At 28.0% G+C, this 21,906-nt stretch carries 15 protein-coding genes; all 15 read right to left on the bottom strand.

Annotated elements, in window-relative coordinates:
• Positions 1-223: 223 nt before the first annotated feature.
• Positions 224-5,374, bottom strand: a complete 5,151-nt coding sequence (dptH, locus tag NSA50_RS02935; protein WP_257442820.1) for a DNA phosphorothioation-dependent restriction protein DptH — start codon at positions 5,372-5,374, stop codon at positions 224-226.
• Positions 5,355-6,773, bottom strand: a complete 1,419-nt coding sequence (gene dptG, locus NSA50_RS02930; protein WP_257442818.1) for a DNA phosphorothioation-dependent restriction protein DptG — start codon at positions 6,771-6,773, stop codon at positions 5,355-5,357. Before dptG ends, dptH begins: the two co-directional genes overlap by 20 nt.
• A gap of 2 nt (positions 6,774-6,775) precedes the next feature.
• Positions 6,776-9,130, bottom strand: a complete 2,355-nt coding sequence (gene dptF, locus NSA50_RS02925) for a DNA phosphorothioation-dependent restriction protein DptF (protein ID WP_257442816.1) — start codon at positions 9,128-9,130, stop codon at positions 6,776-6,778.
• Between the two features lie 388 nt (positions 9,131-9,518).
• Complete coding sequence (locus tag NSA50_RS02920) at positions 9,519-10,934, bottom strand: family 43 glycosylhydrolase (protein ID WP_257442815.1); 1,416 nt, start codon at positions 10,932-10,934, stop codon at positions 9,519-9,521.
• Positions 10,935-11,052: 118 nt separating this feature from the next.
• Positions 11,053-13,098 carry a right-handed parallel beta-helix repeat-containing protein gene (locus NSA50_RS02915; protein ID WP_257442812.1) on the bottom strand — a complete coding sequence of 682 codons (2,046 nt, stop codon included), beginning with the start codon at positions 13,096-13,098 and terminating at the stop codon, positions 11,053-11,055.
• 134 nt (positions 13,099-13,232) lie between these two features.
• Positions 13,233-13,559 carry a DUF1904 domain-containing protein gene (locus NSA50_RS02910; protein ID WP_257442810.1) on the bottom strand — a complete coding sequence of 109 codons (327 nt, stop codon included), beginning with the start codon at positions 13,557-13,559 and terminating at the stop codon, positions 13,233-13,235.
• Between the two features lie 567 nt (positions 13,560-14,126).
• Entirely contained in the window at positions 14,127-14,891 is a 765-nt protein-coding gene (locus NSA50_RS02905) for an ABC transporter permease (RefSeq protein WP_257442808.1), read from the bottom strand.
• Positions 14,892-15,653: an ABC transporter ATP-binding protein gene (locus tag NSA50_RS02900; RefSeq protein ID WP_257442806.1), complete on the bottom strand. Its 762-nt coding sequence runs from the start codon at positions 15,651-15,653 to the stop codon at positions 14,892-14,894. It lies immediately after the preceding gene.
• A gap of 181 nt (positions 15,654-15,834) precedes the next feature.
• Complete coding sequence (locus tag NSA50_RS02895; RefSeq protein WP_195266402.1) at positions 15,835-16,023, bottom strand: cysteine-rich KTR domain-containing protein; 189 nt, start codon at positions 16,021-16,023, stop codon at positions 15,835-15,837.
• Between the two features lie 143 nt (positions 16,024-16,166).
• Positions 16,167-16,517: a DUF1048 domain-containing protein gene (locus tag NSA50_RS02890; protein ID WP_195266404.1), complete on the bottom strand. Its 351-nt coding sequence runs from the start codon at positions 16,515-16,517 to the stop codon at positions 16,167-16,169.
• A gap of 9 nt (positions 16,518-16,526) precedes the next feature.
• On the bottom strand, positions 16,527-16,874 hold the full coding sequence (locus NSA50_RS02885) for a DUF1048 domain-containing protein (protein WP_195430222.1): 348 nt from the start codon (positions 16,872-16,874) through the stop codon (positions 16,527-16,529).
• Positions 16,871-17,197 carry a PadR family transcriptional regulator gene (locus tag NSA50_RS02880; protein ID WP_195266408.1) on the bottom strand — a complete coding sequence of 109 codons (327 nt, stop codon included), beginning with the start codon at positions 17,195-17,197 and terminating at the stop codon, positions 16,871-16,873. The genes NSA50_RS02885 and NSA50_RS02880 overlap by 4 nt, the downstream gene beginning before the upstream one ends.
• 354 nt (positions 17,198-17,551) lie before the next feature.
• Positions 17,552-18,841, bottom strand: coding sequence for a uracil permease (gene uraA / locus NSA50_RS02875; RefSeq protein ID WP_195430224.1), 1,290 nt, complete (start codon positions 18,839-18,841; stop codon positions 17,552-17,554).
• 377 nt (positions 18,842-19,218) lie between these two features.
• A complete protein-coding gene (locus NSA50_RS02870) occupies positions 19,219-20,460 on the bottom strand; it encodes a hypothetical protein (RefSeq protein WP_257442802.1) in 1,242 nt (413 codons plus the stop codon).
• A gap of 60 nt (positions 20,461-20,520) precedes the next feature.
• Positions 20,521-21,834, bottom strand: coding sequence for a sensor histidine kinase (locus NSA50_RS02865; RefSeq protein ID WP_257442800.1), 1,314 nt, complete (start codon positions 21,832-21,834; stop codon positions 20,521-20,523).
• Between the last annotated feature and the right edge of the window lie 72 nt (positions 21,835-21,906).

The following is a 21,906-nucleotide window of genomic DNA, read 5'->3' as shown; positions in this document are numbered from 1 at the left end:
ATATATTATTTATATACTTTTTGCTTATGACAAATATATATTATCTTATTAATATTATATAAATTAATAAGAGTATGGAATGTTTATTTCAATTATAAGTGCTAAATATTCCAGAAAAAATTATAAAAACTCTTTAACATCTTAGTTAATAAAAATTATATTTTTTATTAACTAAGATGTTATGAATATTATTATGATTTAAAATAAAATTAATTTGTGTTTATTATAAAGTTTTCAATTCCCAAAAAGCCCTATCCTTCATATATATAGGTCTATCACTATCCCCCATTTTTACTAAGCTATAATGCTTATTTAAGCCTTTTATCTTGTTAAATAGTGTATCTTCTTCAGCTTTACTTTGAGTATTAAATATTCTCTTTACATCTTTATTGTTTAAATCATCAACTCTATGAATTACCCAACTTAATATATAATTTGCATATTCATTTTCTCCAGTTGAAAAATGACTTAAAAGTTGAGTTGAAAGTACTGTTCCTACCCCAAATTCTCTTCCTTCTTTTAAGATCTTTTTAAGAGATGGAAAATCCTTACTTAGGAAGTTATCAGCTTCATCCACTAATACAACCTTATTCAATTGCCTCAATTGTCCATCTATCTTACTATGTCCATATGCTTGCATTTGCGAATAGAATAAATCTAATGTAATAGCTACTACTAAATTTTGTATTCCTGGATCATATCCAGATAAATCTATTACTGTTACTCCATCAATTAAATCAAATAAACTTTGAGTTTTAAATGGATCTGGTTCAAAAATTTCGAAATCTATAAGATTACTAAATGCTGCATATAAGCTATCTTCCTTTAAATCATCTCTATTTACATAAATATCATAAACATCTTTCAATGTAGGTGCTGGATTATCCCATGTATCAGGTCTATGTTTTATTATTCCTCTCTTCTCGTAAGCTTCCATTATCAAATCTCTAAGTAATGTTTCTTGTTTTATTCCAAGCCCAAATGCTTTTGCTAATGTTTCTTTTAAACTATTTGCTGTATGAAGTGGTAGCATTGGTTTAGAATTAGATCCTTTTATAACTGAAAGAGGATTAAATGGTAAGTGATACAGTTCAAATACTTTTGCATTCGTTGCATCTATAAAATCTTGCTTAGATTTATTATAATCTCCCTTATAGTCAAATATTAATATTCCAACCTTTTTACTATCTACATTGTATACAGATTCTCTATAAATCTGAGTAATCATTGATTTAGTAAACTGAGTTTTTCCAGTACCCATTGTTCCAATTATACCTGTATTAGTATGAAGCAATTTGTTAGTATCATTTGGACACCATAAAACTTCTTTATTATTTTTTTGATTCACTCCAAATAAAATCTCCATATTTCTTCTTTTCTCATCTATAATAGTTTCTTTTTTCAATTGTTCTTCTATAACTTTAGCACTAACTTCATTAGTTTTTGGCTCAAACTTTTTATCATTTTCTTCTAATATATTTACCTCTCCCATTATTTCAATATTATATTTTTCCTTATTTTTAATATTAATTTCATTTACACCTGTTTCTATAACTTCAATTCCATCTACTATTTCACGTATTTCTTCTACAGTTTTTGTTATAAAGCTAATTCCCTCATCCTCTGACATTTCTATTATAGTTACATTATTTTCCTGTCTTACATCATTAAATGTAATTCCTCTTTTAAATGATATTACAGCTGCTTCCCCCATTGATTTATTTATAATATCGATAATTATATATTCTTCATTAAGTAATTTTCTTCTTAACTCTGAATCAATAATATCTTTCCAATTCTCTCCATTACATACATTATACAAGTTAAGCTTTTCTGCACTTGTTACTACTAATTGCATTAAAAAGTTCCTATATACTTTTTGAGTATTAGATAGAACTCCATTTTCATCTGGTAACAATATTTTATTGAAAATTCTTTTGGTTGACTTGGCCTGCTCTATTCCTTTTTGAATAACAGAACTATCATTTCCTCCAATTTTAACTTCAACAGGGTAATAATGTACAAATACTTGCTCAGCTTTTTGTTCTATTCCTACTAATAGAATATCGTCACTTGTTGCCCCATTTTCAAATCCTAAGTTTTTAGCTGAAAATAAACCTTCACTTTGCTTAAGTCCTGCTCCACCAGAAACCCTTAAAATTTCTTCTAAAGATATTGGTACCCAAATAAAGTTATTACTTTTAAATTCTGCTAATGCTAATTTTACTGCTGAAAGAATACTAATTTTTTCTTTAGGAAAGTATGATTTGCTTGATAATAATCTAAGCAACCAATCACCATTTATAGCATTAAACATATTTATTATTCCAGGTGAATAATCATGTGCATTATCTAACCCTTTTTCTGTTAAAAATTCCTCTATAACTCTTTGATATGGCCCTGATTTTCTAGTAACAGTAATAGCATCATATCCTCCAGCTGTAGTATATTGATCACTATAATGAATAATTAATAGATCTTTTGCATCTGGATCATTCTTAAAGAAGTTAAGATCTACTTTTGGATTTATAAATGTTACCCAATGACTAGCGTTATATATATTATCTAAAATCAATTTACTTTTATTTGGTACCGAAATAGCTTTGCATTGATCACTATCAAAAGGCTCTCCAGATGATGCAGCATTTAAAGCATTTAGCTTTATAGCTATATTCATTAGATCACTATTTTTATTAGCATATTTTGTACCGAATCCGGTTCTATATGAATCTCCTAAGAATACTGATGGTACTCCTGAAATCCCGCCATCTAAAATTATCCCTGTTGGTATATCAGACATATTTGATTTAACAACTTTTACATCACTATTCATTTCTAAGAAAGTTATATGTGCATATTCTATGTCTTCATCTAATTTTTTTGAATAGAAATGTACCTTTTCTCTATATAAATTCAAGACATCTTCTTCAGACATATTATCAACACTTAAATCTAAATTATATGACTCCTTAATATTATCAATGTCTTCATTAAATGCTAATTCTTCAAAAGCATTTGTTATACCTTTATTTGAATATATAAATAGATCCATAGGTAAAATTTCACCTGTTTTAGAATATCTTAATTGTTTTACATAGTATTTAAATATACCTTGGAGAATCTCCTTACTATCTCCTGTATTAATTAAATTGATTCTTACCGGTGCATTGTTTCCCATATCAAACATATATTTAAAATGCCCTATGAATTCATCAATTTTTTCATTTACTAGCTTAGATACAAAATCTCTTGAGCTTTTATATCTTGGTAGATTTTCATATACATAATACTTCCATTCTGGAGAATGCTGTTGTTCCATTGGAATAAATAGTTTATCATCATCATCCATAATATATGGAAGTAAATAAGTAGAAGTAAACTTCTTAAGTACTTCATCTACAATAACTTCGCTTCCAATATTATCATTAATTTTTAATTGATAAGCTATATTTAGTGGATGTAATGGAGTAAATAACAATTCTTTATCCTCTATACTTCTTTTTATTAAACCTATCTTAAGCAAATTCTTTTCTCTATTACTTAAATAAGAACCCTCTTTTATCTGGTTAAGTGCTTTCAAATATATTTTTATAAACTGTTTGTAGAGTAATCTTAAGTCATTATTTAAATATGTTAAACTTGGTAATCTACTAGATATATTATAATAATCAATTATCTTATCATAAGCTAGCTTAACATTTTCATCTATATCTAGTTCAACAGATTCTAATCCTTCAGTACTATCAATAAAATATAAACCTTTTAAACGTATTATTTCTCTTTCAAAGTTCAAATTTTTTCTAAATTCATCTCTAGTAAAATACTCTTTAGTTCCATGTTGTAGTTTATTATCACCAATAAATTTAAAATCACTTTTTTTCTCTCTTTTTAGCTTCCATACTTTTAACCCTTCAATAGGGGCTATTTTTTCACTAGTTCCGATAACGCCTATTGGTATTAACTCATCATCTATCTTTAGATCAAACCTAATTAACTCATTATCATTTTCATACTCAAAATTCTCTGAAATGTTAATTGTAAGGATTTCATCATTATTGATTTTAATTACATCATTATTATTATCTAGATTATAAGTTGTATTTATATTACCAAACTCATTAAAAACTAGTTTAGACTCATTTGTTTTTATTGAGATATATTTTTCTTTTTTCTTCATTACTATGGAATATTTTGCTTTTATACTTTCTAAGTATTTAGGATTGCATTTTAACATTAATATCTTAAACTCAAATTTTATCCCTTTATCATTCTTACAAGTTACTTTATAAAAGTTTGATTTTCCCTCTTCATCTCTTATCGATACCTTAATTTTCTTTCCTGAAGCGACTGCTGTTAATTCACCATCGCTAGAAATATATTCGTTCTTAATATAATCATCAAAATTAAATTCTAAATCTATACTTTCATTTTTTTGTTCATTAAATACTATTATATTTCTTACTCTTGATTTGGCTTTAGAACTTCCTTCCTCCTTGTCCCATTCTAAATTTGATGAAATATATTCTAAAGGCTTAATTTTTTTCTTTTCCTCTGCTGACTTTTCAACATCTTTAAAGTCAGTATTCTTCCATTCACTTCCTTTTAATTTTTCAATTCCTTTTTCCTCGAAATACTTTTCAAGGTCATTTTCAGGATTTCCATAGTTATGTATTTCATCAACTATATTATAATAAAATTCATTTTCTTTTAATTTTTTATTTAAATCTTTTTTGTTAACATTTTTTAACCTATTATCATAAAATAGTCCAAAGTTATTATATTCCGTTTTTTCTATATATCCCTTATTTACAATATCTAAAATTTCCTTATACTCAAATACAGAATTGCTATTTTGAAATAAAATATTTTTTTTTCTTTCCAAATCTAAATAAATAATAGCTTCATCTATATCACTAAATCCTGATTTCACCAATTCAGCCTTTATATCCTCTTGTATTGATTCTATATGAAAAGGCATTCCTTCCTTAGCAAAAGATTCTGTTCCTCCCATAATACTATCTAATGTAGTATTATGTATGAATAATATTGATTTATTCTCATATCCAAGTTCAGAACCAACCATATTCCTAAGTCTAGTCAAGAAATCTGGTTGAATATCATCAATTGTTGCAGAAATAATAAGATTTACTCCATTTTGAAATTCTAACTGATATGAATTATATTTTATATCTCCATTAGAATCTTTATATTTATAATCTTTATATAAAGTATTATTCTTTAAGTGTTCATATAAAGATCTAACCTGTTCATCTGTTTCAAATTGTATATTGTATTTAGCTCCAGGTTTTAATGGATTTATTGTAAAAAACTCTACTATTTTGCTTGATAAATAACTATAAAACTGATCTAACATATTGCGCATCTCCACTATCTGATTTTTTTTCTAATAGATTTAATTTTTCATAGAACTGAATTATTTTCATTTTTGAATCTCTATCAAAAAATAATCCTCTTAGTTCAAACTCATCAAATAAAGTATTTAGCTTCATTCTGTGAGAATCTTTTATGCATATCTTAGTCATTAAAATGATATCATCTTCAGTCATATTAAGGTTATAACCTAACGGTCCTCTTTTTTTAGCAAATTTGTGATATATAAACTTTTCAAACCAACCTTTATATGATTTATAAAGTTCTTTTCTATTTTTAGATTTCAAAAATTGAAATTCTATTGCATCGAATAATTTATACACTTCGTTAAATCCATTTATACTAGTTTCTCGGCTTATAAATTTTAATTTCTCCCACGGAGTATCTCTTACATGACTTATGTATTCATAAAAGACAGAGTTAATTTGTTTTGATATTTCATCTTCATTCATACTATTATATATATTAGCTAACTCCACATATCCTAATTGATCTTCAAGTCCATGATGGTTTAGAAGTTCCAATGTTATTGCATGTGCAAACAATGAATTTACTTTTCCTTTAAGTAATTCCCATCCCAATCTATATGCAATTCTATTTTTGGACGTACTTTCCCAACTTAATGTATAATAAATCTTATCAGCTTTACTTAAATCAGCTTGTTCAAACTTATCTAATTTCATAGAAAGTTGTGATACATAAAAAACATAATAATATTCCAAAAATCTTTTTAATGAATTTTTATATAATTCTTCATTTCTTATTATAAACTCAAAATCTTTTATAAATAGTTCTTTTATAAATGGTAAGTAGCACTTATATTCATTGTTTGATATATCCTGTTCCTTTAACTCTGGCAATGCTCTCAATACTAATTTATATAGTATATTGTCAACATCTCTATTATAATTTTTAAGAACTTCATCTTTTAAAGAATTATCAAATAATACAGAATAAAGAAATTTAGCAATTTTATCATCAGTACTTGTTGATGATATATAATTAATTGTTTTTATATCAAAATCGACTAATTCTGTATTCTTTATAAACATAGTCCTAATAATATCTTTAAAAGTTTCTTTACTAATCTCTCCTTCAAATTCTGCTATTTGATCAACAACCTCAGCTATAAATATATCCATGTCAAACGCTTTTTCAAATTTCCTATTAGAGATTAGTCTAGAAAATGCTCCTGTGACACCTTTAAAGTCCACTGCTAAATTATTCTTTTTGGTTGTATATGGCAATAATTTATACTTATTGCCTTGTCTATGTGTTAATCCAAGACCTTTTTTGGAATTTTTAAAGCTATCATCATCTAAAAAGTTAAAGTCTTTTTTTATTGAATCTAAGTATAAATTATATTTTTTTGTTTCACACATATCTATATCTCCATAAACTTATATATTTCAAATTCATCATCATATTCCAGTCTAAATTTTTTATTATTTTCTCTATTTTTTTCAGTAAAGATTAATTGTTCAGATTGAGACCCAGTCCCTTCTATTTTATTAATAAATTCTATAAATTTAATAAAACTATTTTTATCCTTTTTATTAGGTCTATATCCTTTTGTTACATTAATTAATAAATTATATAAAGAAAAGTCTATATCTATATAATAAGATTTTTCAAATTTTTCACTCTTATATTTTAACTCAATAGTAGTTAGAAATTTTTTCAAATTAGTATCCTTCATTGTAGGCAAATTACTTACGTCTGCTTTAAGGTCAATTTCTTCACTTACTTTATATTTCATCTGATTTTGTCCAATAAAAATATTAATAGAGTTTTTATCTGCTTCTCCATTCCACTTTACTATTCCATCTTTGACTTCTCCGTAAAGCTCTTTTAAATTTGATTTTTCTCCTTTATTCCACCAATATAAATTTAACATAAACTTTTCATAAACATCATCTTTAAGTGAAAATAGTTCATTTTTACCACATAAATAATAACTTCTTATGAATAACTTTAAAAGTTCTTTTTTTACCTTCTTTTCTCCATCTTCATTAAATTTAAGATCATAAATTCTTCTTAAATAATTACTTGGATAATCTATATATTCATCGAAAAATTCCATAAAGCTTTTTGAGTTATTAAATTTTAATATAAAATCATCTATCTTTTCATTTCTAATATTTAATGGATCTATATGTGTTAATGCTTCGAATATAAATGATAATTCTCTATGTTCAAAAATCAGATTTGGAGTTAATGATTTTATATATTCATCATTTTTTAATTTACCAATCTTATTTTTAAATATTGGTGAATGAACATCTATATAAGATCTTGCTATTATTAATTCATACATAAAATTTAATAATGCTCTTGTTGAAATAATAATTTTACTTTTTATCATTGCTTGAACTAATAAATCAACTATACCATCTTGAACTTTTTCATCACTAAGTAATTCATAATTAGCTTTAATTGGACAATTCTCTTTATTAACACAATTAGTACAATTTATTTTATAAGACTTATAGAATAAATTTAATTCGGATGAATCTGTTATCTTTTTTATTATAGATTTTATATAGTTTGATTGAACTTTTCCATCTTTTAAAGTAAATAAATGATAATCACTAAAATTAACAAAGTGAATATTACTGTCATCATCAAAATCATTATTAGCTATTCCAGTTTCTAAAATCTTTTTATCACTCACATACGTTTTAAGAGTTTTAAATCTTTCACTATAATCTGAATCTATAAAATTATTTAATGTTCCAAGATTTATCGCTAATATAAATTTTTGTTTGCTATTTTTAATTTTATCATCACTAAATTCATCTAGAACTTCATTTAATGTGTCCATTGAAGTTTTATTAGGTTCTAGACTTTCTGTGGCATCATTGTGTAATATAAAGTTTCTCATAACATCAGGCATTTCATTTTTAAAATATGAAATAATATGTGATTTACCATCACCAACACTTCCACATACTAAAATTAACTGAGCTTTATCTTGTTTATCTGCCATCCTTATAATATTTTCTAGTTCCCTTTGAGCTTCTCTTTCAATATGCATATATTTTTTGAATGAACTAAAATTATTTAAGTTTTCTACCGCTTCTTTGGATGATTCTTTAAGCTTTGATAATTCTTCAACTAAGCACTCTTTATTATCACTTTTTATAGATTTCACAATTTGGTTATCTACAGCAATTTCTTTTACTACTTTTTTTTCAATCATGTCTTGATTTATTTCAGCTTTCTCTTTTGAAATATTCATAAAGGTATCTATCTTATTATGAATATTACTCATGAACTCTTCTATTACTTGAAAATTACTACTTTCCACTTGATTTATTTCAGGTTTTGGATTTTTATATTGTTGTGATTCAAATGTATAATCGATATATGTTTGAACAAACCAACAAGTAATCTTGTAAACATATTTATGTATTCTTAATGCGGCTTCCAAATCTCCCTCAACATCTGCATGTGCTGCTATATTCCCAATTCTCCTTATTTCGTGAAAAATATTTAGGGCTTCTTCCTCTATATCTGTTTTATATTTTAATTCTCTTAATCTATCATTTTGCGTTAAATTAACTAATTCATCTAACTTTTCAAGTTTAGCCACCTCTTTGGATAGGTTTTCTCCAAAAACTCTACCTTTCACTATTGAAGTATGTGACGCTGTAAATAAATATTCATTTATATCTCTTATCAAATTATTTAAATATCCATAGTCTTTTTCTAAGTAGCTAAATACATTTTTCTCCACTTAAGTAACTCCTTTGCTATTATTTTTTTATACATTTAATTCTATCATATATAGACATATTTTTCATTAATAGTTAAATTTATATATAAATAAATATAACCTGAAGAAATAATATATTTCGAAACTTAACTCTTAGAATTCCTTTTGTATCGCTTTTAATTTTATTAAATATATTTTCAAAGACTTTAAAAGTATATTTCCAATTCAGAAGAATAGCACTTAATCATTATCTTACTTCAATAAAATCAAAAAACCAATTTTATAATAGTAAAAAATAAATGTATGATATATGCTTTTTTTACAATAAAAAAGAACATACACACTCTTAACAGAGAATATATGTCCTTTGATATATTTCTAAATTCCTCAGATTATCAGTATTAGCCCCCTATTCCAAAGTAAAAGATGCAAGACTTGCACTGCCCTGACCTCTATAGGTGAAATATAATGCTTGAATTCCATCTGGAATTATAATGTCAGATGAATATTCCTTCCATACATTTGAAAAACCAATGGATATTTTTCCAAGGGCTGGTCCATTCCAGGATGTTTTTACTTCAAAGTCACCTGAAGCATATCCACGGGCTTTAATCTTAACTTTCTTAATACCTTTGCAATTAAAATACTTAAAACCAGCTGTAGCAGATTCTTTCATATTAGCAATATATCCGATTTCTTCATCACCATCTTTTCCATCTTGAGTTATCTTAGGAAATTGGTTATTCATCCATGAAGCGGTAAAATCAGTATAGAGAGATTCTTCTTTACAAAATAGATTACAAGCTAAATAAGCAGGATATTCTCCACGTCCCTCTAATTGTCCATCATTTGCACCACAGGAAGTCATTTCTACCTGTTGAATTGTTCCGTCAGCCAAAATTTCAATTTTCTCCATGCATCCCTGTCTGCTAAAATTGGTTCCATTAGTATGTCTATGATAGAAAATATACCATTGTCCATTAATTTCAACTATGCTTCCATGATTATTGCCACCATAAAACATTGGTTTTTCAGCAGGCTTGTAAGAGTTAATATGAAGGTCACTATTACTTATAATAACTCCTCCATATTTAAAGTCCTTAGTTGGATATTTGCTTGTAGCATAGCATAACTCGTGCATAGAGATAGAAGAATATATAAAATAATAAGTGTCTCCATATTTTCTAATTGAAGGCGCTTCGAAAAATTCAAAACCTTCAAATCCAGAGCCTTTACTATAAGAATCACTTGGTACAATAATTACTGGATCTTCAATGATTGTCAACATATCTGGACCAAGTACTGTTGCCATAGCTCCACTTCTTGATTTGTCACCTCTTGAGCAAAAGCCAGTATACAAATAAGTCCTATCTCCCTCTCTAAGTACTCCTGGGTCAAATTGAGGTTCATCTCCCTCCCTATTTCCAAGATATGTACCATCAGAGTAATGAACATATCCATAAAATTCATATTTACCTGCTGGTGTGTCACATACTGCAACAGAAACAATAGAACGCTTGCTGTCAACATAATATAAATAATATCTACCGTCTGCTCCTACTGCAACATCTGGAGCATATAAACAGCTATCACGATCTTCATTATTTTCTACATCAGTAGCTTTTAAGATAACACCTTCATAACGCCAATCTGCAAGATTATTAACTGGTGCAGACCAGCACACATAATCATTTAAACAATATGCATATCCGTTAAAACGATCATGAGATCCATATACATAAACTCTATTATCAAAAACATATGGTTCTCCATCAGGGATATATTCCCATGATGGTAGATAAGGATTAAAGCCTTGCTTTTTCATTTTTAATCTCCTTTTGTGTAATAGATTTGCCAAACATGTATAAAATGCCTGAAGTTTTAATTTTTCTATTTTAAAGGCATTTAACCATTCAATTATAGTTATAGAAAGCTATAAAAATTTATTTAAAGGAAAATTCAAATTTTTGCTTGCCTGTTACTTGAAATGGCCCAGGAACTGCCTCTTTACCACGTGAATTTCCAAAGAAGTCTGTATCAAAACAATATGGTGTTCCATCAGGCTTTTCAAAAAACTGCTCTGTCTGGAATCCATAACCAAGTATATTTGTGGTGATAATATCCGAAGCATTTTCCATAAGCATTTCAGGGTTTGTTATATCAATAATGACCATTTTTGCTTCCCTGTTAATTTCATATTCAATTCCTGAATTTTCGTATAACTTTGAACCCTTTTCCTTTTTATAAGCAAGTGCCCTATTGAAGTAAACATTGTTTTCAATATAAACTGCAAGTGGGTCTGGATTAGAAAGGCTTGCATATGCTGGCTTTCCTTCTTCCTCTTTATTATCATCTTCCTTTTCTTGCGCTTTTGGAGGCTGACTACTGGAGGCAAGCCTTCTTTGAATTTTATCCCATGGTTTCACATCGTCTGGACCTGGACAATTATTATAAACAGCAGTTCCTACAGGATATGTTAAAACAGGGTTAGTAAATGGAGTTATTTCTTCGGGCTTTAAAATATTGTTTCCAAAAAATGCTTCAAGATAAGGCTCATCTGAGCGTTTATCATCTTTTTCTCGAAGGAAAATATTATTATAATAACGGTCATCCCCACCTGTAAATCTGGTCATACCAGCAATAGAGGTGCTGTGTGGAACGTGGTAAGGTGTATGTCTGTTCAATTCATTTCCTATAGATATTGTTCCTGCAAGGAGGTTATGAACAAGGGCGCAGCTATGACTAAGGGTTTTGAAGGCATGACCAGAAAGTAGAATATTATGGTCTATCATTGTTGGCCCATGGCTAACTTCAACTAATATATCTTCACTGTCATTTCCAAACATCACATTATTGCAAACACGAGTTCCCTGAGCCTGCCAATCTAGCCAAACTCCCCTAAATGAATCGTGAATAACATTGTTTTTAATAATTGTATCAATAGCTGCATGAAGCTTGATTCCTCCAACCTCTGCACCTTCAAATTCTCTTTTGTGTCTTATGTGGTGGATATGATTGTTTTCAATGAGACTGAAAACACAACCCATATGTCCCACAATACCTGCCTGTCCACAATTATATATAAGGTTATTACGAACAACATGACTACCTATATTGTCCTTGTTCCAACCATTGTTAACTGCCCTAAAGATAACTTCCTGTTCTCGCTGATGACCCATTTTAGTGTGAATAGTAGACCATTCGTTTTGGCCAGTACTCTCTTCTTTTCCAAGACTTATTCCACTGCAACGAGAATCACTGATGATATTATTTTCAATTATCCAGCCCTTACTCCAGTGAGGCCCAATAAGACCTTCCTGTAAAGCAGTTGGAGGTGCCCATTGAGTAGCAGCTTGTTTCATTGTAAAGCCACGAACTGTTATGTAGTTTCGTCCTGGATTTTCAGGCCAAAAGCAGAAACGACGTACATTTATCTCAACGTTTCCCTTTGTTGGATCTTCTCCTTGGAAATTTGCATATATAGTTGTATTGTAGTCGTCTACATCAGCATACCAAGCATATACCGAAAATTCCGCCTCTAGCGATGTTTCTGACTTTTTGGGATTGCGTACTGCATCCATAGAAGCTGCTTCATACATAGAGTGTCCATTAAGATAAACATCTCCTAAGTGAAAAACTCTATCTGTTTTAAATAGCCAGTCCCCAAATATAGCTTCAGCAAATGGATTGAAATCCCCAAAAAACTTGTTTTCAATAATAGTTTTCCATATCTCTCCATCTCTTTCCCATTCAGTGATAACTTCAGCACCTGTAATAATTACATTTTCACCTTCAGCTGCCTCATAGATTATTCTCTGTGCAGAAGTTCCGCCACTCTTAGGACTGACCCATTCCCTATAAATGCCCTCGTGGATAGTAATAATGTCACCTGGTTTTGCAACATAAGCTGCCTTGCCAATAGTCAAAAAAGGTTCCTTCTCTGTTCCAGAATTTAAATTACTACCTGTCTTTTTAACGTGATAATTCATGCTTCAAACCTCCCATTTAATTTATATAACTTTATTTTATATTAGCAGAGGAAAAAAACAATGTATTATATTATAATGTATTATATTATCCCTATCATTAAATATATTTAATAGCAACATATTAATTTAAATAACTAAAAATGCTCCCCATTTTCATAATACTTATTTTCATCTAATGGAAAGAATATTACATCTACATTAGGATACTCTAATAAATGTATATATTTAGTTATTATTTTTGCAGCTTTATCTTGAACTTCTTGTCCCCTATCAAACCATGAAACTTCAACTACAGGGTCACCTTTAACAATTTCTCCATCTTTTATATATACAGATTTATCAACTGACAAACTAAAATAATCTCTTGGACATTGAATTAATTCCTGTAATTCGTCTATTAAATTTTTACTTATTACACAAAGATTTTCTGTTTCTATTCCCTTAAACTTTAACATTGGCATTTTAACCACTCCTATCAATATAAATATTAATAATATAATATTTAATCGGAAATTTTACAAAATAATATCACATTAAGTATTAATTAGTGTAGGAACTTGATAATTATAATTAATCAATATAACTATTCGTTGATTAATTCTGTTAATTCCATAATTATTTTCTCTTACCATGTATTTAATTAATCTGTTTTTTATTTGGCTCTGTTTTAAAATAATTTGATAATATCTTATAAATTCTTTGTTTTTCATAAAGTCATCCTTTTAATAATAATACTATTAATAAACAATAAATTGTGATTATATAATAATATGTATTTCTATTATATATTAAAATTGTATCTTAATTCCATAAAAATTAAACCTTAAATAAATGTTGACTAGTTATTTTCCATTTCTTTTTTGTTTAATTTTTAATTTAAGCTTTTCCATCTAAAAACAAATATTCCCCAAGTCTTATCCTTAGGGAATATAAGTAATCTTAAATATTCAAACCATCCTACTAATCATACTATCTAATAATATTACTGTTCTTTAAATTTATAATATAAATTACTATATAAATATAGACTATAACTTTTTATAAACTCTCATTGCAAATATATAAGCAACAACTGTTATTGCAATACACCAAGCAAGAGCAATCCAAATATCATTTCCTACTGGATTATTTGCTAGTAAATTACGAATAGCTTCTACTATAGGAGTTACAGGTTGATTTTCTGCAAAGGCACGTACTACTGAAGGCATCGTATCTGTTGGCACAAAGGCAGAACTTATAAATGGCAAGAAGATAATTGGGTAAGAAAATGCACCTGCACCATCTGGTGTTTTGGCAGCAAGTCCTGCAATTACAGCAATCCAAGTTAAAGCAAGTGTAAATATCCCAAGAATTCCAAATACAGCTAACCATTGTAAGATTCCTACTGAAGAACGAAAACCCATTAATAATGCAACAAGTATGATTACTACTACAGAAATTCCATTAGAAATTAATGAGGTTAATACATGTCCCCATAACACTGTAGAGCGAGATATAGGCATTGAGTGAAAACGTTCAAAGATACCACGTTCTTTATCTATAAACAAACGATAAGCTACATATGCAATCCCACTACCAACAGCCATTAACATTATACCTGGCAGTAGGTAATTAACATAATTTTCTGTACCTGTCTCAATTGCACCACCAAATACATAAACAAATAATAGCATCATTGCAATTGGTGTGATACAAACTGTAATAATTGTATCTATACTTCTAAAAATATGGCGCATAGAACGCCCAAACATAACACTCATATCTTTGAAAAAATATTTATTTGTAGACTCCATTTATTTCTCCTCCTTTTTACCGATAATTGTTAGGAATATTTCTTCTAATGTAGGTTGTTTTTCAACATATTCTACTTTTGCAGGTGGAAATAATTTTTTTAATCCTTCAAGTGTATCTAAAGCAATGATTTTTCCTCCATGAAGAATAGCAATTTTGTCTGCAAGTTGTTCTGCTTCCTCTAAATATTGAGTGGTTAAAAATACTGTAGTTCCTGAAGTTGTAAGCTCCTTTACAATTTTCCAAACTTCTAAACGTGCTTCTGGATCAAGGCCTGTAGTTGGCTCATCTAAGAATATAATCTTTGGATTTCCAACTAAACTCATTGCAATATCAATTCTTCTTTTCATACCTCCAGAGTAAGTACCAACTCTGCGATCTGCTGCCTCTGACATACCAAATCTCTTAATTAATTCATCTGCTACTTCATTTGGATTTTTAAGATGTCTAAGTTTTGCTATCATTTGAAGATTTTCACGACCAGTCAAAATTTCATCAATGGCAGCAAACTGCCCAGTAAGACTAATAGAAGCTCTAATACCTCCTGGATTTTTTTTAATATCAAAACCATTAATTACAACACTTCCAGCATCTGCTTTAAGTAAAGTTGCCATGATTTTAATCATAGTTGTTTTTCCAGCGCCATTTGAACCTAGTAATGCAAAGATACCTCCCTCTTCTACTTCAAAATCTACTCCTTTTAAAACTTCTACATTTTTATAAGATTTTTTTATACCTTTAATTTGAATTATACTTTTTTTCATTTTCATTTCCTCCTCTACAATATAGTAACTTTATTTAAATTTAAATTTACATCTAATCCTTTGAATACAGCTTGACCTTATAAATTTAACTATTTCGAGGTAATTTATAAGTGATTTATATTACAAAGTGATTGAGTAATTAGAATAAAAAAGAGCCGATAACTATGATTTTACTCATATGTTATCGGCTCTGCGTCTTAGCGTCTGGCTCTTTAATAACTGATATATTTAGTTGTTTTACATTTATTATTGTTTCTTGTTTACACTTAGGACAAAATAATGGGAAGTTTTCAAGCACAGTATCAACACCTATCTTGACCCTTGTTTTATTGCCACAGATTGGGCATAATATCCACTCGTATTTAGACACTCTATCATCCCCTTAATTTATGATGTTTTTCACTACTATAATTTTTAAATTCCTGCAACCATTAAGATACTTTTATATACTATACCTTTATTATATAAGTTGACATTTAGCTTTAATTGCTTTTTAAATTTGATATCTTTCTTTTACTTTGTTTTATCTATAGCTTTTTTCATAGCCTTGCTAACTTCTTTATCAACTGATTCTTGATAAATGTCAGCATAAGTTTTGGAATCTTTGATTAAATCGTCACAGAAAGCTGCTACGTCATTACCAGTTACTTCTAATACGCCTTTTCCTAATGCTGCACCTTCTTCAAAAAGATCAACAATCCCAGAAAGTAAATCTGTTCCTTCAGTTAGTTCAACAGGACCTACCTTAAAAAGATATTTTTGGATTTCTTTATAAACAATTTGATAATCTTTTGGTAGCGATTTAACACGAGCTACGTGTGCTCGCCATTCTTTTTTACCTTCAATGATATCTTGTATTTTCATTTTATCCTCCTATTTACCTAATTTTTTAGCTATATTATTATTAAGTTGCTTTCTCCACTTGTCTCGATAATAATCTGAATTTTCTTTACCAACTAAAGCTGAGCAAAATCCTTTGATATCCTCACCTAAAGCTTCTTGTACACTCTGCTCGTCAGAAGCTGTTTCTTCTAGCAATCCAAGTACACCATCAAGAATTGGTATTAAGTTTCGACCAGTAAAATCTGAATACTGCCAAAGATTAGCCTTAATTTCTTCCCATGCTGCTTGATAATCAGCTGGTAGCTTTTGAGCTCGTGATTCAAAGGACTTAAGTTCTTTAGTCATGTCGCTTCCCGTAATTTTCTCCCAAAAATTCATAATTTCATCTCCTTTAATTCATTGATTTTTGATGATACAAATTCCCATTTTTCCCAGAACCTCTGTAGTTCCTCACGTCCTGCATCATTAAGAGTGAAAAACTTTCGTGGAGGTCCCATATCAGATGGTCTTTTTGTGCTTTCAACCAATTTATTTTTTTCAAGTCTTACTAGTATTGTATAAACTGTTCCATCTACAACATCAGTAAATCCAAGGGCATTAAGCCTTTTAGTAATTTCATATCCGTATATTTCCTCATGGCTGATAATTTCAAGAACACAACCTTCTAGTACTCCTTTTAACATTTCCGTGATATTTTCCAAACAGGTCACCTCTTCACTATCTAGTATTACTTGTATTTAGTATTACTTACTACTACTATATAGTAACACTTAATAGTGGCGATGTCAACACTATTATATTTATTTTCTATGTTTATTTTTATTAGTAATATCTAAAATAATTCTAAGGATGATTATAAGCACTTTATAGGCTAAAAGGGCTTTGCGTTTTGTTAAGTCATTTTCAATTTCTTTAATACAGTTTATTTTATTTAATTAACCACATTCATTTTTATTCGAAAATTATAATAAAAAAGCTATGCTCAACCATCACAGTTTCACATAGCTTTAATCAACTCGTTATTATTTATATAAATCTTCTTTAAATCTATCTATTTAAGGCTCTTCATTCATAATTCCTAGTTTATCAAATATTAAAAATGTTAAGTTTAAAGCAATTCCAACTACTGCTGCTAGTCCCATTCCTTTTAACTCTATTACACCTATACTTAATTTTATGCCACTTAATCCTATCATAAATATAACTGATGTAAGTATTAAATTTCTTGATTTTGAAAAGTCTACTTGCTCTTCTATAAAGGTTCTAAGTCCTGATGTTGCTATAGATCCAAATAATAAGAGACTAACGCCACCTACTACTGGAGTTGGTATTGTGTTTATTATAGCTGAAAGCTTACCTGAAAATCCTAATATAATTGATATTAGTCCTGCACCACATATTACATATACACTATATACTTTGGTTAAAGCCATAACTCCTATGTTTTCACCATAAGTAGTAGTTGGAACTGAACCAAACATACCTGAAATCATAGTTGATAATCCATCTCCCAAAAGTGATCTATGAAGACCTGGATTTTTTGATAAATCTTTTCCTACTATGCTACTAGTAACCTTTAAGTGTCCTATATGCTCTGCTATTACTACAAATGTAGCAGGAACTATAGTTAATATAGCTGTCATATCAAATTTAGCTATTTTGAATTGTGGTACTGTAAAGAAAGCTGCATTGCTTATAGAATTAAAATCCACAAGTCCCATAAAGCAAGCTGTTATATAACCAACAACTACTCCTATTAATATCGGTATTACCTTTAAGAAACCCCTTAATAATACATTGCTTAATATAACTGTTACAAGAGTAACCATAGATACTATAACCCAAGTTGTGTTAAGTTCTGGTGAATTTGAACCTCCAACTGGAAAACCTGCCATATCAGCTGCTGTACTAGCAAGTTCTAGTCCTATAATGGTAACTATTGCTCCCATTGCTGCTGGTGGAAATAATTTATTAATCCAGCCTGTCCCTGTATAACCTACAATAATTGCTACTATTGAAAAAACAAGACCTGAAGCTACAAAGCCTCCTTGTACAGTTTGAAAGCTATAGCCTTCACTAAATAATAAAAATGTTGGTGCTAAAAAGGCAAAACTTGATCCTAAATAGGCTGGTATACTTTTCTTTGTTATTATTGCATAAAGCAAAGTGCCTATTCCGTTAAAAAACAATACTGTTGTTGGATCAATTTTAAATAAGATAGGAACTAAAACAGATGAACCAAACATTGCAAATAAATGCTGTATGCTTAATGGAATTGCCCTCCCCATTGGAACTTTTTCGTTGACATCTACCATTAATACTTCATTTTCAGAATTTTTTTTCATATTATTATCTCCCTTCTTAGTCTCTCTGAACTAAATTAAAAGTATTTTTTTTGTTGATATTAAATCTACATTATATATTACACTTTTTTCAATAAAATACAAGTTTTTTTATTAAATGTGCTTAAATATATTATAATTTTATTTTTTATGCCCATTAAATCACTTTATAAATATATATTATATCATTTAAATTATCTAAAATAATTAATTAATATTATATTTTAACAGAAAAATTCCTTATTGGTAATAATCTATATAATAAATTATTATCAATAAGGAGCTTATTTGATTTTATTTAGTTTGCACATTTTTTATAAAACTTTATTTAAGTGAAAATTTTACTATTTAGTATTCTAGATGTTTGTATCTAATTACTTTTATTCTATTATATTATAAACCTCTAAATTATGTGTTCCATTATAATTTCCATCATATATAGTTGATTTTATATAAAACGTTTCTCCATCATTTGCCCAGCCAGCAAATCCTTTATAATGTCTTTCTTCTGTATTAGTAACTATATTAGTTATGTTTGTAAGCTCTAACTTATCATTAATATTTGCAATACTTAAAGTATTATTTTGTTTTTCATCACTTTTTGAAGCTGCTTTCATACTGCTTATAACAACTTTATCTTTATTTTCATTTATATGAAATTCAAAGAATGTACCACTATCTACATCAACAATTTTTGTAAGCTTTTTGTTATCTATATCATAATTCCAAATTCCATTTTTACCTTCTGCTAAACCTGAAAATAATATTCTACCATTTTCATAAATCATTTCTCCACCATGATTAATTTTAATACCATCATCCTCTGATAATATTTTAGTGAATTTATTATTTTCAATATATCCAACAGTAATTTTCACTTCATTACTTATATCTACATCATCACCTTTATTTACCTCATAACTTATAGAATTATCTATATCTGCGTACACATAGCTTACATACATTCTATCTCCGTCTATCCCTAATACTTCACTTAATGCTCCTTCTTTATCATTACGTTTTAATTCTTTTGGAATAACATAATATTTTTCATTTTGGTTATCTATTATAGCTAAATTGGGATCTTGATCACTTCCAAAGAATACTTCATCTATAGTACCATTTCTATAGGAATAATGATAATTAAGCAGATTTCCATGTTCTTCAATAAATTTAGTATATCCAACTAATTCTTCTAAATCCCCTTCCTTATTAACAGTGTATACTTTGTTATCTTTTTTTATTTTAGTTGGGTAAAGCCCATTATAAATGAAGTTTTTATATATTTCACAATCAGCATTCTTATTAGTCCAATTTATTTTATTATCGCTATCTAATTTACCAATTCTTACTTCACCAATACCATTACCTGAATATTGATAAATAAGCTGAATAATATTTTCATTTACGTAAAGCATGGAATTATTAGGTCCAGGTTCTAGATTATCTATTTCTGCCACCTTTTTAATTTGAAAATCTTCATTTTTCTTGTCTTTTGTGTTATCATCAATAACAACTTTTTCTGTTCCGAGTACTACATTTTCACTACTTTCCTTTGAACATCCTACTGGCATCATTGTTGTTACTATAACAATTAATAATGCTAAATACTTTTTTTTCATATTAACCCCTCCAATCACTTAATATACTTAGTATAATAATTAGTTGTTATTGGAATAATATTAAGATGTTTCCAAAGTATTAAAATTTATAAATTTGACAATGAATTTAGATTTATTTTCATCTATCTCTACTTCGATTGTTGCATTATGTGCTTCTGCGATATTTTTGCAAATATATAAGCCTAATCCATGAGAAGTTTTTTTGTTTTTCCTACTATCATCAACTTTAACAAAGGGCTCAAATATTCTTTCCTTCTTCTCAATTGGAATAACCTTTCCTTCTGATAAAATTGAAAAAATCGTATGTTCATTAAGATTTTTTAATTCAATCACAATTTTACTATTATCATTTGAATACTTTATTGCATTTTCTACTAAGTTATTTACTAATATATATAAATATTGTTTATTCCCCTTTATACTAATATCATTAGTTTCATCAATTATTTCTAATGATTTTTCTTTTATATTCACTAAATTAGCTTGAATTATATCATTTAATATATATTTTAAATCAACATTTTCAAAGGAGTAATCTTCTAAATCACTTATTTGCTTTGAAATATCTAAAAGTGTTCCAACTAACTCATTCATTCTTTTACACTCAAAAACAATTCTTTTTATAGCGAGAGCTTTAAATTCCTCATCTTGAAAGTTATCTTCACTTAATATTTGTGCATATCCTGAAATGCTAGTAATTGGTGACTTTAATTCATGAGTTATATTTCTAAATATATTTTTTTCTTGTTCATCTTTCCTTCTTAACTTTTCACTCATTAAATTAAAAGAATCTACCAAAATTCCCACTTCATCATTTGAAGTAATATTAATTTTTGAAGGATATTTACCTTTTCCTACTTCTGAAACTTTATTTTTAAGAAGTATTAAAGGATTAACTATCTTTGATGATAAAAAATATATAGAAATTAATATAATTAAGAAAAGTCCAGTGAAAATATAATTAACTAACTTATTTATACTTTGATTTCTTATATACTCCTTTTCATAGTTGTTGGCTAACATCATAACCCCTATAGCTTGTTTATTCTTACCATATACTAAGTAACTTACTTTTCCAATAATACTATTAGACCTTCTTTCAATATCTATAATAGCCTTATTATCTTTAACTATATTCAATGTTTCTTCTGTTATCCCATATACATTTAAATCTAACTCGTTTTCATCAATAGTTCCTTTTAATAATAAGTTACCATTTAAATCATATAATGCTCCTTGACAATAAACTCTGTTTAAAATAAAGTTAATTACATTATTATTTAAATCACTTGCTGTCATTTCACTTTTATCAATATTATTTATGGCTAAGTAATCATTTAAACTGCTAAATGAAACCTCATAATTTTTCTCCATATCATTTGAAATATACTCTTTAAAATTTCTATAAAAAAATTTATTTAATATTATATTGGATATAACTATGAA

This window comes from Clostridium mucosae, from assembly GCF_024622765.1.
GTDB lineage: Bacteria > Bacillota > Clostridia > Clostridiales > Clostridiaceae > Clostridium.
This window is presented reverse-complemented; position numbering and strand designations above follow the sequence as displayed.

Bases quoted from the DNA above. Each gene is read 5' to 3' on its own strand.
- dptH (WP_257442820.1), bottom strand. From the start codon at position 5,374: ATGTTAGATCAGTTTTATAGTTATTTATCAAGCAAAATAGTAGAGTTT.
- dptG (WP_257442818.1), bottom strand. From the start codon at position 6,773: ATGTGTGAAACAAAAAAATATAATTTATACTTAGATTCAATAAAAAAA.
- NSA50_RS02920 (WP_257442815.1), bottom strand. From the start codon at position 10,934: ATGAAAAAGCAAGGCTTTAATCCTTATCTACCATCATGGGAATATATC.
- NSA50_RS02915 (WP_257442812.1), bottom strand. From the start codon at position 13,098: ATGAATTATCACGTTAAAAAGACAGGTAGTAATTTAAATTCTGGAACA.
- NSA50_RS02910 (WP_257442810.1), bottom strand. From the start codon at position 13,559: ATGCCAATGTTAAAGTTTAAGGGAATAGAAACAGAAAATCTTTGTGTA.
- NSA50_RS02905 (WP_257442808.1), bottom strand. From the start codon at position 14,891: ATGGAGTCTACAAATAAATATTTTTTCAAAGATATGAGTGTTATGTTT.
- NSA50_RS02900 (WP_257442806.1), bottom strand. From the start codon at position 15,653: ATGAAAAAAAGTATAATTCAAATTAAAGGTATAAAAAAATCTTATAAA.
- NSA50_RS02890 (WP_195266404.1), bottom strand. From the start codon at position 16,517: ATGAAAATACAAGATATCATTGAAGGTAAAAAAGAATGGCGAGCACAC.
- NSA50_RS02885 (WP_195430222.1), bottom strand. From the start codon at position 16,874: ATGAATTTTTGGGAGAAAATTACGGGAAGCGACATGACTAAAGAACTT.
- uraA (WP_195430224.1), bottom strand. From the start codon at position 18,841: ATGAAAAAAAATTCTGAAAATGAAGTATTAATGGTAGATGTCAACGAA.
- NSA50_RS02870 (WP_257442802.1), bottom strand. From the start codon at position 20,460: ATGAAAAAAAAGTATTTAGCATTATTAATTGTTATAGTAACAACAATG.
- NSA50_RS02865 (WP_257442800.1), bottom strand. From the start codon at position 21,834: ATGGAGAAAAATTATGAGGTTTCATTTAGCAGTTTAAATGATTACTTA.